Raw genomic sequence first — 12,822 nt, forward strand, 5'->3', positions numbered from 1 at the left:
ATAGTCTCCCCGCAAGCGATGCGCTTTGCCGAACCGCTGCGGTTGCAGGGCGGCGGCGCCCTGGCCGAGTACACCCTGGTGTACGAAACCTACGGCACCCTGAACGCCGACAAATCGAACGCGGTGCTGGTCTGCCACGCCCTGAACGCTTCGCACCACGTGGCCGGCACCTACGAGGGCGACCCGAAAAGCACCGGCTGGTGGAACAATATGGTCGGTCCGGGCAAGCCGCTCGACACCGACCGCTTCTTCGTCATCGGCGTCAACAACCTCGGCTCCTGCTTCGGCTCGACCGGCCCGATGCACCCGAATCCCGCCACCGGCAAACCGTACGGCGCCTCCTTCCCCGTGGTGACGGTCGAAGACTGGGTCGCCGCGCAGGCGCGCCTGGCCGACGCCCTCGGGATTGCGCAATTCGCCGCCGTCATGGGCGGCTCGCTCGGCGGCATGCAGGCGCTCGCGTGGAGCATCATGTTCCCCGATCGCCTGCGCCACTGCGTCGTGATCGCCTCCACCGCCAAGCTGTCGGCGCAGAATATCGCCTTCAACGACGTGGCGCGCCAGGCCATCCTGTCGGACCCGGATTACCGTGGCGGCGACTTCTACGCGCATGGCGTGGTGCCCAAGAACGGCCTGCGCGTGGCGCGCATGGTCGGCCACATCACCTACCTGTCGAACGACGACATGGCCGAAAAATTCGGCCGCAAGCTGCGTAACGCGGCCGAGAACAACGACTACAAATTCGACTTCGGCATCGACTTCGAAATCGAATCCTACCTGCGCTACCAGGGCGACAAGTTCTCGGAATACTTCGACGCCAATACCTACCTCCTGATCACCAAGGCGCTCGACTACTTCGATCCGGCGCGCGAATTCGGCGGCTCGCTCACCCGCGCGCTGGCCGGCACCAGGGCCGACTTCTTCGTCGCCTCGTTCACCACCGACTGGCGCTTTTCGCCGGAGCGCTCGCGCGAGATCGTCGAGGCCCTGGTCTGCAACCGGCGCCGCGTCACCTATGCCGAAATCGATGCGCCGCACGGCCACGACGCCTTCCTGCTCGAAGACGAGCGTTACATGAACATGGTGCGCGCCTACTACCAGCGCATCTGGGAAGCCATGCCGGTGAAAGGACAAGCATGAATTTCGAAGACCTCTCCAGCCTGCGCCCCGACCTGGCCTTTATCGCGCACTGGGTGCCGCAACAGGCGCACGTGCTCGACGTGGGCTGCGGCGACGGCGCCATGCTGCGCTATCTCCAGAGCGGCAAGGGCTGCACCGGCTACGGCATCGAAATCGCCGACGACTCGCTGCTGGCCAGCGCGCGGCGCGGCATCAACGTGATCCAGCAGGACATGGAAAAAGGCCTCGGCCTGTTTTCCGATAATTCCTTCGACACGGTCCTGTGCCTGTCGTCGCTGCAGATGATGCAGCACGTCGAGGCGCTGCTGCGCGATATCGTGCGGGTCGGGAGCGAGGCGATCGTCTCCTTCCCCAATTTTGCCTACTGGCCGCACCGGGTGGCGCTGCTCAAGGGCCGCATGCCGGTCTCCAAGTCGCTGCCGTACCAGTGGTACGACACGCCCAACGTGCGCTGCGCAACCATCTACGATTTCGAGGAACTGGCGGAAGAATGCGGCCTCGAAGTGCTGGAGCGGGTCGCGCTGGCCGACGGCAAGCCGGTCTCGTTCCTGCCCAACCTGCGCGGCAGCCTGGCGGTATTCCGGCTGCGCAAAAAGTCGCGGCCGGCGTAGGCGGCCGGCGGCATGATGCATATCGTGTGCGAGTTTACGCAATTTCCTGCGATGATGATGTTATCAAATACACAGCACGGACACCTTCCATGAAACAAATCAAACCAATCTTGCTGGCCGTTACGCTGAGCCTGGCGACCGTCGCCAGCGCCCAGCAAGCGCTGCCGGCGCCCATCAAAAAAGACGCGGCGGCGGTGCAGGACGGCATCCAGGTGCGGCCGATGCCGCGCTACCGCGTGCTGGCCTCGGCCGAACGCATGGACGAGGAAGCGGCGCAGCAATACACGCAACTGATGGGCCAGGCCCAGCAGAAGGGCGCGCTGGTGCCCGACAACCATCCGCAGGTGGTGCGCCTGCGCGCCATCGCCAAGCGCATCATTCCCTACGCGACGCGCTGGAATCCGGAAGCGGCCAAGTGGAAGTGGCAGGTCAACCTGCTCGAATCGGACCAGGTGAACGCGTTTTGCATGCCGGGCGGGCGGATCGCGTTTTTCAGCGGCATCCTGACCAGGCTGAACCTGACCGACGATGAAGTGGCGGCCATCATGGGCCACGAAATTTCGCACGCGCTGCGCGAGCACGGGCGCGAGCAGACGGTCAAGTCGACCGCGACCAACGTCGGCGCGCGCCTGGGCGGCGCGATCATCGCGTCCGTGTTCGGCGTCGATCCGAATATGACCGACACCATCGCCCAGTACGGCGCGCAGTTCGCCTCGCTCAAATTTTCGCGCGACGACGAACGCGAAGCCGACCTGATCGGCCTGGACCTGGCCGCGCGCGCCGGCTTCGACCCGCGCGCCGGCGTCATCCTGTGGCAAAAAATGGCGGCGCAAAACAATGGCGCGCCGCCGGCCTGGCTCTCGACCCACCCGGGCGGCAAGGAACGCATCCGCCAGATGGAGGCGCACATGAACGTGCTGCTGCCGCTGTACGCGCGCAGCAAGAACACCTCGGTGGCGCAACTGCCGCCGTACCGCACGGCCGCGCTCAGGTAAATGGGACGCCAGGCCGACGCCAACGCGCACGTTCCGCTGCCCATCCGCGATGGCGTCGCGCCCAGCTATGTGTGGCTCGACGCCACCCCGGCCGGCGCTGCGCTGGCTTTTCTGACATCGCATTTTGCCAAGGTGGGGGAGGCGCTCTGGCGCGACCGCATGGCGCGCGGCGAGGTGGTCGACGCCGGCGGCAACGTACTCGGGCCCGACAGCGTGCTCAAGCGCGGCATGCGCATCTGGTATTACCGCGAGCTCGACGCCGAAACGCCGATTCCTTTCGAGGAACAGATCCTGTATCAGGACGCGCACCTGCTGGTGGTCGACAAGCCGCATTTCCTGCCGATGACGCCCGGTGGACGCTTCCTGCACGAAACCTTACTGGTGCGGCTGAAGAACAAGACGGGGCTGGCGCATCTCACCCCGATCCACCGGCTGGACCGCGAAACGGCCGGGGTGGTGATCTTTTCGCACCAGGCAGCGACCCGCGGCGCCTACCAGTCGCTGTTCCAGAAGCGCAGCGTGCAGAAGGAATACGAAGCGCTGGCCGCGCCCTTGCCGTCGCTCGATTTTCCGCTGGTGCACCGCAGCCGCATGGTGGAAGGACATCCGTTTTTCCGCATGCAGGAGGTCGAGGGCGAAGCGAATTCGGAAAGCGTGATCGATGTGATCGCGCCCCAGGGCGATGCCATGCTGTACCGCCTGCAGCCGCATACGGGGCGCAAGCACCAGTTGCGCGTGCACATGGCCGCGCTGGGCGCGCCGATCGTGAACGATGGGTTCTATCCCGAGGCGCTGCCGTGCAAGGGCGACGATTTCGCCAATCCGCTCAAGCTGCTGGCGCGCTCGATCCGCTTCGACGACCCTTTGACGGGGGAAGCGCGCCGCTTCGAGAGCGCGCGCGTCCTGTAGCGCTGGCGCGCTAAGTACTTGACCGGAAATAAATGTGAGTTTTGGCAAACAGAAACGGATGCGGTGCAAGGCGGCGAGTGCGCGGCAGTGCGAGCACTGCAAGCAGGAGCCAACGCAGCAACGCGCCGGTTCTGGCAGCCANATGCGGTAATCGATGATCAGGGGCGCATGGTCGGAAAAGCGCTCATCCTTATAGATGAGCACTTCCTTGGCCTGGGCCGCGATGCCGGGTGTTGCCACGTGATAATCGATGCGCCAGCCGACGTTCTTGGCGTAGGCCTGGCCGCGGTTGCTCCACCAGGTGTACTGCTCGGGGCGTTTGTCGATGCCGCGATGCACGTCCACGAAGCCGACTTCATCGAAAATCTTGCTCAGCCAGGCGCGCTCTTCCGGCAGGAAGCCCGAGTTCTTCTTGTTGCCCTTGAAGTTCTTCAGGTCGATCTCGTGGTGGGCGATATTCCAGTCGCCGCAGATGACCACTTCGCGGCCTTCGGCGCGCAGTTCGAGCAAGTGCGGCAGGAACAATTCCATGAAGCGGAACTTGGCTTCCTGGCGTTCCGGCGAGGAAGAACCGGACGGGCAATAGACCGAAATGATGGTCAGCTTGCCGAAATCGCAACGCACATAGCGGCCTTCGGCATCGAATTCGGGGCTGCCGAAGCCGGTGCGCACGGCGTCCGGTTTGACCCGGCTGTAGATGCCGGTGCCCGAGTAGCCTTTTTTCTCGGCGTAATGGAAATGGCCGTGATAGCCGCCCGGGGCCAGGAATTCCTCTGTCATGTCGGGCAACTGCGCCTTGAGCTCCTGGACGCAGATGAAATCGGCGGTCTGGTTCGCCATCCAGTTGAAAAAGCCCTTCTTGTGGGCGGAGCGGATCCCGTTCAGGTTTGCGGAAATAATTTTTGGCATGGTTCCAGGGGGTATGGAGGGTGGCGTAAAATAGCGCCACTTTTCTATATGAACAAATGAGGTCGTCGTGAATAATTTGCGCCAACAGTTTATCGCGTTTTCGGTGTCGGCGGGCGTGTTGCGCTTCGGCGATTTCACCACCAAGGCGGGCCGCCAGTCGCCGTATTTCTTCAATGCCGGCCTGTTCCATGACGGCGCCACCCTGGCCCAGCTGGCCCAGTTCTACGCCCAGACCCTGATCGATTCGGGCATCGAATTCGACATGCTGTTCGGACCGGCCTACAAGGGCATCACCCTGGCGTCGGCCACGGCGGTGGCGCTGGCGGGCAAGGGCCATAACACCTCGTTCGCCTACAACCGCAAGGAAGCCAAGGACCACGGCGAGGGCGGCACCATCGTCGGCGCCAAGCTGTCCGGCAAGGTCGTGATCATCGATGACGTGATTTCGGCCGGCACCTCGGTGCGCGAATCGGTCGACATGATCCGCGCCGCCGGGGCCGAGCCGTGCGCGGTGCTGATCGCGCTCGACCGCATGGAGCGCTCGGGCAAGGATGGCGAACTGTCGCCGAGTTCGGCGGTGCAGCAGGTCAGCCAGGAGTTCAATATTCCGGTGGTGTCGATCGGGAACCTGGACGATTTGTTCACGTACCTGAACGCGGCCGGGGCCGATCCGGAGATGGCGCAGTACAAGGATGCGGTGTCGGCGTACCGGACGCGCTACGGGGTGTAAGTAGCGCTGGGTGGGCGGCGCGGGCGGGTGCCCGTTGTTTCAGCCGGGTTCGGTTTGCTGCCGACGCGCCGTGAATAGGTAGCCCTGCTCGATGTTTTGCTGGAAGTAATGTCCGCGACGCATTTTCTTCACTTCGTGGTCGGCTTCGTATTGGTCGAGCACGTCGAGAAGGTCCGGATTGTCGGGCGCGACCGTCGCAATACGCATGATCCTGCCCCGTTCGGCCGGAGGGAAGGTTTTGTAGAGCTGCTTGGCGATGAAGTCGATTGCGTAGGCGATGTCGTGCTCGATCCATTCCGCACAGACGACCAGGTTCCAGGCGTCCACAACAGGATGTACTTTTAACACCGCAAACAGGATAAACGGGCCTTTTTTGCGTGCAATGCTTTCTTCCAAGGTCAGTAGCCTGCCTGTGAACGCGTTCATAGTCTGCTCACCAAAAGCGATGCGGCAGCCAGCATTTTCTTGGCGTAAGCCGCGTTAAGGGATCCTGGACGGCGATAGCGGTCGTCAGGCGACCATCCTGTCACGTCAGACCAGGCTTGGACATATTTGGTTCCCAATACATGGGTTAATCCTGCGAGGAACGCGAGTATTTCCAGGTCGTGGATCTTGAAGGACTGGAGTCCGTTGAATTCTGAACGCGTTTCCGGAAAACCTTCCCAGTTGAGTACCATGCAAATTTTTCCTTTGAGCGTCAGCTCTACGGCATATCCGCTGAGATATGCAGATCCGGAATATTCCTTGGCAATGAAAAGGGCGGTGGCCTCGCGCAGGCGCGTGCGGGCAAGCGTTTCAAGATCGGCGATGGTGAGCATGAGGGGGGCGTTTGCAGGATAGCGACCATTCAGTCTGACGGCGAAAAACGAACGCGCGTTTGCGCGCCCTCAATCGGATTCAGCTCTGCGGTGAATCGGGCGCAATGCCGGCCGTGACCGCCAGTGCCCGCTCGCGGCACATGCGATCCACCGTTTTCAGCAAGACCGGCATGCGGTGCGCTCCGTGCATGGCGGCGATGTGTGCCTTCGCCGCCGCCAGCTCCAGGCCGATGCAGGTGATGTACAAAGGCTTGATGCTGTCGCCGCGCAACAGTTTGTACTCGGCGCCGATGCCGGCGTAGGCCGTTTTCGCCACGCCGATAATCCTGGGCTTGCCGTCGAGCGCATCGTACAGATGCTTGCCCAGGCCGGCTTGCGCATGGCCGTCGAGGAACACGACACCATCGATGACGATAGTCTCGGGAAGCCCGTCGAGTTCGTCCAGCAGGGCGAGAATGCAGGGCAGCTCGCGCTTGTAGAATTCGCCGGGAACATCGTCGCCGACACCAGGCTGTTTTTTGCCGAGCGTCGCCACGGGCGACAGGGCATCCCAGCGCTCGAACAGCAGCCCGGCCGCATGGCCGCAATCCGCATCGTCGTGCACGTCCACGGCCAATATCATCAGGCAATTCTACTTGGGCAAAACGACGCCGGCCGCCAACGCTGCAAAACCGGGGCGTGCGCTGCCCGGTTTTTCAGGGTTGACGGCCGCTGCGAGGCGATCGTGCCGCCAGCGCGGCAGGGAATCAACCCGCCAGTTTCTTCTTGAGCAGTTCGGTCAGCTCGGCCGGGTTGGCCTTGCCTTTGGACGCCTTCATGGACTGGCCGATCAGCGCGTTGATGGCCGCTTCCTTGCCGGCACGGTATTGCTCGACCGATTTGGCGTTGGCCGCCAGCACCTCGTCGACGATCTTTTCCAGCGCGCCGCTGTCGGACATGGTCACCAGGTCTTTTTCCTTGATGATCACGTCGGCGATGTGTTCATCGGTCGACTTGGCTTCCCACATGCCCGCGAACACTTCCTTGGCGCTCTTGTTGGAAATCGTGCCGTCGGCGATGCGCTTGATCATCAGCGCCAGCTGCGACGCTTCCACCGGCGAATCGGCGATGTCGACGTTTTCCCGGTTCAGGGTCGAGGCCACATCGCCCATCAGCCAGTTGGCCACGGTCTTGGCCTGCTCTTTGCCCGTCTTGGCGACCACGGCTTCGAAGTAGGCGGCCATCGCTTTCGACGAGGTCAGGAACAGGCTGTCGTATTCGGGCAGGCCGTAGTCGGTGGTGAAGCGGGCGCGCATGGCGGCCGGCAGTTCCGGCATGTCGGCCTTGACGCGCGCGATCCATTCGTCGGAAATGAGCAGCGGCGGCAGGTCGGGGTCGGGGAAGTAGCGGTAATCCTGGGCGTCTTCCTTGGTGCGCATCAGGCGCGTTTCCTTCTTGTCCGGATCCCACAGGCGCGTGGCTTGCTGCACCTTGCCGCCTTCTTCGATCAACTCGATCTGGCGCCGCACTTCATAGGCGATCGCCTCTTCCATGAAACGGAAGGAGTTCAGGTTCTTGATTTCGCAGCGCGTGCCGAATTCCTGTTGCCCGACCGGACGCACCGACACGTTGACGTCGCAGCGGAACGAGCCTTCCTGCATGTTGCCGTCGCACACGCCCAGCCACACGACCAGGGTATGCAGCGCCTTGGCGTAGGCCACGGCTTCGGCCGCGCTGCGCATTTCCGGCTCGGAGACGATTTCCAGCAGCGGCGTGCCGGCGCGGTTCAGGTCGATGCCGCTCATGCCGGCATAGTCTTCGTGCAGCGACTTGCCGGCGTCTTCTTCCAGGTGGGCGCGCGTCAGGTTGACGGTCCTGGTCTGGAACTGGCCATCCTTGTCGAAGCCGAAGGTGATCTTGCCGCCGATGACGACCGGATCGGCGAACTGGCTGATCTGGTAACCCTTCGGCAAGTCCGGATAAAAGTAGTTCTTGCGCGCGAACACAGACTCGTTCGCGACCTTGGCGTCCACCGCCAGGCCGAAGCGGATCGCGCGTTCGACCGCGCCGCGGTTCATGACCGGCAGCACGCCCGGCAGCGCCAGGTCGACCGGGCTGGCCTGGGTGTTCGGCTCGGCGCCGAACTGGATCGCACTGCCGCTGAAAATCTTGGAGTTGGTCGTGAGCTGCACGTGGTTCTCAAGACCGATGACGACTTCCCATTGCATAGTGTTCTCTTTTCTTGTCAGGTTGCCGGTGCGCACCTGGTGCGCACCCGGCGAAAATCAGATGCCGGCCGGCGCGCGGGTGTGCCAGTCGGTGGCCAGCTGGTATTGGTGGGCGATATTGAGCAATTTCGCTTCGGCAAAGTAATTACCGATGATTTGCAGGCCCACCGGACGCTTGCCGTTCTTCTCGCCCTGGCCGAAGCCGCACGGGATCGACATGCCGGGCAGGCCGGCCAGGCTGGTCGACAGCGTAAAGATGTCGGCCAGGTAGTTGGCGACCGGATCGTTGGTCTTGTCGCCCAGGTCCCAGGCTACGCTCGGCGCGACCGGTCCCATGATCACATCGCAGCTGTTGCCCAGCGCGGCCTGGAAGTCGTCGGCGATCAGGCGCCGGATCTTCTGGGCTTGCAGGTAGTAGGCGTCGTAGTAGCCATGGCACAGCACATAGGTGCCGACCAGGATGCGGCGCTGCACTTCCGGGCCGAAGCCTTCGGCGCGCGACTTGCGGTACATGTCTTCCAGGTCCTTGTACCCGCTGGCGCGGTGGCCGTAGCGCACGCCGTCGAAGCGCGACAGGTTGGACGAGGCTTCGGCCGGGGCGATGATGTAGTAAACAGGGATCGACATCGCCGTCTTCGGCAGCGAAATGTCCACCAGGGTGGCGCCGAGCTTGACGAATTCGTCGAGCGCGGCGCGCACAGCCTGTTCCACGTCGGCCGCCAGGCCTTCGCCGAAGTATTCTTTCGGCAAGCCGATGCGCAAGCCCTTGAGCGGGGCGTTCAGGTCGCGCGTGAAGTCTTCGCGCACATTGCCCTGTTCGGCCGTCAGGCTGGTGGCGTCGCGCGGGTCGAAGCCGACCATCTCGTTAAGCAGCATGGCGCAGTCCTGCGCGCTCTGGGCGATCGGGCCGCCCTGGTCGAGCGAGGACGCGAAGGCGATCATGCCGAAGCGCGAGACGCGGCCATAGGTCGGCTTGATGCCGGTCACGCCGCAAAACGCGGCAGGCTGGCGGATCGAGCCGCCGGTGTCGGTGGCGGTGGCGGCCGGCGCCAGGCGCGCGGCAATCGCCGCCGCCGAGCCGCCCGAGGAGCCGCCCGGCACGGCCAGCGTGTCCCACGGATTCTTGACGGCGCCGAAGGCCGAGTTTTCGTTCGAGGAGCCCATCGCGAATTCGTCGCAATTGAGCTTGCCCAGGGTGACCATGCCGGCGTGATTGAATTTGTCGACCACGGTGGCGTCGAACGGGCTGACGTAATTGGACAGCATCTTCGAGCCGGCGGTCGAACGCCAGCCCCTGGTGACGAAAATATCCTTGTGCGCGATCGGAATGCCGGTCAGCGGGCCGGCATTGCCGGACGCGAGGCGCGCATCGGCGGCTTTGGCTTGCTCCAGCGACAAGGCTTCGTCGACTTGCAGGAAGGCGTTCAGCTCGCTCGCTTTGGCGCGCTGCAGGAAATGGGTGGTCAGCTCGGTGGCTGAGATCTGTTTCGCGTGCAGGAGCGCGGACAGCTGTTCAATGGTTTTTGTATGCATGGCGGATGCTCGGCTGACGTAGGTTCGGGATAGCTCAAATGGACTCGGCGACGGCGACAGCGACCTTATTCGATCACTTTCGGCACCAGGTACAGGCCGTCCTGGGTCTTCGGCGCCGGCGCCTGGTAGGCCTCGCGCGCGTTTTCCTCGGTGACGACGTCGTCGCGCAGGCGCAGCGGCAGCTTGCCCAGGATCGCGGCCAGCGGGTGCGACAGCGGCTCCACGCCGGTGGTGTCGATGTCCTTCATCTGCTCGGCCAGGGCGAAAATGCCGTTCAATTCCACCAGGGCAATCTCGGCGTGGGCGGCGTCCATCTCGAGCTGGGCCAGTTTGGCGATACGTTCTACTTCTGAAAGTGTCAGGGACATGGAATGTGCGCGGCGCGGGCCGCGTCGAATAAAGTGTGGACGAATAGTGAAGTTTCGATAACAGAGCGCTAAAGCCGATAAAAGCTTCCTAAAGGCCCTGATCTCACAGGGGGAATAGGCGCGCAAAACACCGGTTTTTCAGCGATTAACGCGCAAATTATAAGGTAGAATGGCGGGCTAATGCGTTGTCGGCGCCGAATAGGAGTGGCCGCAGCATGCAAACGGCCGTGCCGGTGCGGGAAGTCAGCGCGCGGCGGCTGTTTATTTCGTAGCGTTTCTCTACTCATTTTAATGCTTACGCGCAGCCCGTTGCGCATCAGGACACTCATGTTTGGTTTTTTACGCAGCTACTTTTCCAGCGATCTGGCGATTGACCTCGGTACGGCGAACACCCTGATTTATGTACGCGGACAGGGCATCGTCCTGGACGAACCTTCCGTGGTTGCGATCCGCCAGGAAGGCGGCCCGAACGGCAAAAAGACGATCCAGGCAGTCGGTAAACAGGCAAAACAAATGCTCGGCAAGGTGCCGGGCAATATCGAGGCGATCCGCCCGATGAAAGACGGCGTGATCGCCGACTTCACCGTCACCGAGCAGATGCTCAAGCAGTTCATCCGCATGGTGCACGATTCCAAGGTATTCCGTCCTTCCCCCCGCATCATCATCTGCGTTCCCTGCGGTTCCACCCAGGTCGAGCGGCGCGCGATCCGCGAATCGGCGCTCGGCGCCGGCGCTTCCCAAGTCTACCTGATCGAAGAACCGATGGCAGCGGCCATCGGCGCCGGCCTGCCGGTTTCCGAAGCGACCGGCTCGATGGTGGTCGACATCGGCGGCGGCACCACCGAAGTGGGCATTATTTCGCTGGGCGGCATGGTCTACAAGGGCTCGGTGCGGGTCGGCGGCGACAAGTTCGACGAAGCCATCGTCAACTACATCCGCCGCAACTACGGCATGCTGATCGGCGAACAGACGGCCGAAGCGATCAAGAAGGCCATCGGTTCGGCCTTCCCCGGTTCCGAAGTGAAGGAAATGGAAGTCAAGGGCCGCAACCTGTCCGAAGGCATCCCGCGCTCGTTTACCATTTCCTCGAACGAGATCCTGGAAGCGCTGACCGACCCGCTCAATAACATCGTGTCGGCCGTCAAGAACGCGCTGGAACAGACTCCGCCGGAACTGGGCGCCGACATCGCCGAAAAAGGCATGATGCTCACCGGCGGCGGCGCCCTGCTGCGCGACCTCGACCGCCTGCTGATGGAAGAAACCGGCCTGCCGGTGCTGGTGGCCGAAGACCCGCTGACCTGCGTGGTGCGCGGCTCCGGCATGGCGCTGGAGCGGATGGACAAGCTGGGCTCGATCTTTTCTTACGAGTAACAGCCGGCGCGCCGTGCGCGTGCGCGGCGCGGTTTCGGCTTGCACTGCCGGCGCAGCCGGCGTACCGTTCAGATCTTCGGCTTGCAATGCCTTGTACAACCATGGACAGACCCGGTTGGACAAGGCATGCAAGCCGGAGGTCTGACCCCGGTGCCGATCGATCGGGATTTCGTCCTGCGTGCTCTTAGCCCCGCTTATTGGATTTCATGGAATACAGTCCTCCGCCACTCTTCAAGCAAGGCGCCCCAGCCCGGGTCAAGGTGACGGTTTTCGCGTTTATTTCGATCGCGCTGCTGATGATCGATGCCCGCATCCAGGTCTTGTCCTCGGTGCGCCAGGCGGCCGGCACGGTGCTGTATCCGCTGCAGATGGCGGCCCTCATGCCGCGCGACGCGCTGGCCGGCATGGGCGGCTATTTCTCTTCCGTTTCCTCGCTCAGGCAGGAAGTGCGCGAGCTCAAGATCGAGCAGGTCGCGGTCGCCGAAAAACTCCAGCAAGCCCAGCTCCAGAGCGTCGAAAACGCCCAGCTGCGCAAACTGCTGGGCGCGCGCGAGCATGTGCCGGTCAAGACCATGCTCAGCGAAATCCTGTACGACGCGCGCGACAGCTCCACCCGAAAAATCGTGCTCGACCGCGGCAGCCAGCACGGCGCCGCGCTCGGCCAGCCGGTGATCGATAACGCCGGCGTGGTCGGCCAGGTCACGCGCGTGTTCCCGTTTACCTCCGAAGTCACGCTCCTGACCGACCGCGAACAGGCCATTCCGGTGCAGGTGCTGAGGAACGGCTTGCGCAGCGTGGCCTACGGGCGCGGCCAGTCCGGCACGCTCGACCTGCGCTTCGTCGCGCCCAATGCCGACATCCAGGTGGGCGACGTCCTGATTACCTCGGGCCTGGACGGGGTCTACCCGGCCGGCCTGGCCGTGGCCAAGGTCAGCAAGGTCGAAAACAGCGGCGCCGGCGCCTTCGGCGGCGTGGTGTGCCAGCCGCTGGCCGGGATCGACCGCCACCGCCACGTGCTGATCCTGACCACCCTGCCGCAGCTGCCGGAGCGCCCGCCCGAAGAGCCGCCCGCGCCGACCAGGAAAAACCTGCAAAAGATGGCGCCGATCAGGGAAGGCGCGCTGCCGATCGCCACCGCCGCCGCTGCCGCCGTCACGCCCGCGGCCGCCGCGCCGAAAGCCGGCACGCCGGGCGCCGCCGCGCCGGGCGCCGCCGCGCCGAAGACGGCGCC

At 63.6% G+C, this 12,822-nt stretch carries 13 protein-coding genes and 1 pseudogene; 7 read left to right on the forward strand and 7 right to left on the reverse strand.

What is annotated here, in order from left to right; translation table 11 throughout:
- Nucleotides 1-18 precede the first annotated feature (18 nt).
- The 4 genes from metX to EJB06_RS30130 all read left to right on the forward strand — a co-directional run bounded on the left by metX (nucleotide 19) and on the right by EJB06_RS30130 (nucleotide 3,655).
- Nucleotides 19-1,140, forward strand: coding sequence for a homoserine O-succinyltransferase MetX (gene metX, locus EJB06_RS30115; protein ID WP_229427355.1), 1,122 nt, complete (start codon nucleotides 19-21; stop codon nucleotides 1,138-1,140).
- Nucleotides 1,137-1,751 (forward strand): methionine biosynthesis protein MetW, encoded by a 615-nt coding sequence (gene metW / locus EJB06_RS30120; RefSeq protein ID WP_126077717.1) that lies wholly within the window; start codon nucleotides 1,137-1,139, stop codon nucleotides 1,749-1,751. The genes metX and metW overlap by 4 nt, the downstream gene beginning before the upstream one ends.
- Nucleotides 1,752-1,840: 89 nt before the next feature.
- Nucleotides 1,841-2,746, forward strand: a complete 906-nt coding sequence (locus EJB06_RS30125) for a M48 family metallopeptidase (RefSeq protein ID WP_126077718.1) — start codon at nucleotides 1,841-1,843, stop codon at nucleotides 2,744-2,746.
- Nucleotides 2,747-3,655: an RluA family pseudouridine synthase gene (locus tag EJB06_RS30130; RefSeq protein ID WP_126077719.1), complete on the forward strand. Its 909-nt coding sequence runs from the start codon at nucleotides 2,747-2,749 to the stop codon at nucleotides 3,653-3,655.
- A 147-nt stretch (nucleotides 3,656-3,802) separates the two neighbouring features.
- Here the strand turns inward: EJB06_RS30130 and EJB06_RS30135 are convergent.
- Nucleotides 3,803-4,564: pseudogene (locus EJB06_RS30135) on the reverse strand (exodeoxyribonuclease III); the annotation flags it as partial.
- 67 nt (nucleotides 4,565-4,631) lie between these two features.
- Here EJB06_RS30135 and pyrE point away from each other — a divergent pair.
- The gene (gene pyrE, locus EJB06_RS30140) at nucleotides 4,632-5,294 is read left to right on the forward strand and encodes an orotate phosphoribosyltransferase (protein WP_126077720.1); all 663 of its coding nucleotides are present in this window, start codon (nucleotides 4,632-4,634) and stop codon (nucleotides 5,292-5,294) included.
- 39 nt (nucleotides 5,295-5,333) lie between these two features.
- Here pyrE and EJB06_RS30145 read toward each other — a convergent pair whose 3' ends face one another.
- The 6 genes from EJB06_RS30145 to gatC form a co-directional block, all read right to left on the reverse strand.
- Nucleotides 5,334-5,720 (reverse strand): hypothetical protein, encoded by a 387-nt coding sequence (locus tag EJB06_RS30145; protein ID WP_126077721.1) that lies wholly within the window; start codon nucleotides 5,718-5,720, stop codon nucleotides 5,334-5,336.
- Nucleotides 5,717-6,112 (reverse strand): hypothetical protein, encoded by a 396-nt coding sequence (locus EJB06_RS30150; protein WP_126077722.1) that lies wholly within the window; start codon nucleotides 6,110-6,112, stop codon nucleotides 5,717-5,719. The genes EJB06_RS30145 and EJB06_RS30150 overlap by 4 nt, the downstream gene beginning before the upstream one ends.
- A gap of 79 nt (nucleotides 6,113-6,191) precedes the next feature.
- On the reverse strand, nucleotides 6,192-6,734 hold the full coding sequence (locus EJB06_RS30155; protein WP_126077723.1) for an endonuclease V: 543 nt from the start codon (nucleotides 6,732-6,734) through the stop codon (nucleotides 6,192-6,194).
- A 124-nt stretch (nucleotides 6,735-6,858) separates the two neighbouring features.
- Complete coding sequence (gene gatB, locus EJB06_RS30160) at nucleotides 6,859-8,319, reverse strand: Asp-tRNA(Asn)/Glu-tRNA(Gln) amidotransferase subunit GatB (protein WP_126077724.1); 1,461 nt, start codon at nucleotides 8,317-8,319, stop codon at nucleotides 6,859-6,861.
- 57 nt (nucleotides 8,320-8,376) lie between these two features.
- On the reverse strand, nucleotides 8,377-9,852 hold the full coding sequence (gatA, locus tag EJB06_RS30165) for an Asp-tRNA(Asn)/Glu-tRNA(Gln) amidotransferase subunit GatA (RefSeq protein WP_126077725.1): 1,476 nt from the start codon (nucleotides 9,850-9,852) through the stop codon (nucleotides 8,377-8,379).
- Between the two features lie 65 nt (nucleotides 9,853-9,917).
- Complete coding sequence (gene gatC / locus EJB06_RS30170) at nucleotides 9,918-10,220, reverse strand: Asp-tRNA(Asn)/Glu-tRNA(Gln) amidotransferase subunit GatC (RefSeq protein WP_126077726.1); 303 nt, start codon at nucleotides 10,218-10,220, stop codon at nucleotides 9,918-9,920.
- A 327-nt stretch (nucleotides 10,221-10,547) separates the two neighbouring features.
- Between gatC and EJB06_RS30175 the strand changes: the two genes are divergently transcribed.
- Together EJB06_RS30175 and mreC are read left to right on the forward strand one after the other, a co-directional pair.
- Complete coding sequence (locus EJB06_RS30175; RefSeq protein WP_126077727.1) at nucleotides 10,548-11,591, forward strand: rod shape-determining protein; 1,044 nt, start codon at nucleotides 10,548-10,550, stop codon at nucleotides 11,589-11,591.
- A gap of 206 nt (nucleotides 11,592-11,797) precedes the next feature.
- Nucleotides 11,798-12,822: rod shape-determining protein MreC (gene mreC, locus EJB06_RS30180; protein ID WP_126077728.1), on the forward strand; the 1,025-nt coding region annotated here is incomplete at its 3' end.

Origin of the sequence: Massilia atriviolacea, from assembly GCF_003953935.1 — a bacterium.
In the GTDB taxonomy this organism is placed as follows: domain Bacteria; phylum Pseudomonadota; class Gammaproteobacteria; order Burkholderiales; family Burkholderiaceae_D; genus Telluria_A; species Telluria_A atriviolacea.

Bases quoted from the DNA above. Each gene is read 5' to 3' on its own strand.
- metX (WP_229427355.1), top strand. From the start codon at position 19: ATGCGCTTTGCCGAACCGCTGCGGTTGCAGGGCGGCGGCGCCCTGGCC.
- EJB06_RS30125 (WP_126077718.1), top strand. From the start codon at position 1,841: ATGAAACAAATCAAACCAATCTTGCTGGCCGTTACGCTGAGCCTGGCG.
- EJB06_RS30145 (WP_126077721.1), bottom strand. From the start codon at position 5,720: ATGAACGCGTTCACAGGCAGGCTACTGACCTTGGAAGAAAGCATTGCA.
- EJB06_RS30155 (WP_126077723.1), bottom strand. From the start codon at position 6,734: ATGATATTGGCCGTGGACGTGCACGACGATGCGGATTGCGGCCATGCG.
- EJB06_RS30175 (WP_126077727.1), top strand. From the start codon at position 10,548: ATGTTTGGTTTTTTACGCAGCTACTTTTCCAGCGATCTGGCGATTGAC.
- EJB06_RS30130 (WP_126077719.1), top strand. From the start codon at position 2,747: ATGGGACGCCAGGCCGACGCCAACGCGCACGTTCCGCTGCCCATCCGC.
- gatC (WP_126077726.1), bottom strand. From the start codon at position 10,220: ATGTCCCTGACACTTTCAGAAGTAGAACGTATCGCCAAACTGGCCCAG.
- gatA (WP_126077725.1), bottom strand. From the start codon at position 9,852: ATGCATACAAAAACCATTGAACAGCTGTCCGCGCTCCTGCACGCGAAA.
- gatB (WP_126077724.1), bottom strand. From the start codon at position 8,319: ATGCAATGGGAAGTCGTCATCGGTCTTGAGAACCACGTGCAGCTCACG.
- EJB06_RS30150 (WP_126077722.1), bottom strand. From the start codon at position 6,112: ATGCTCACCATCGCCGATCTTGAAACGCTTGCCCGCACGCGCCTGCGC.
- metW (WP_126077717.1), top strand. From the start codon at position 1,137: ATGAATTTCGAAGACCTCTCCAGCCTGCGCCCCGACCTGGCCTTTATC.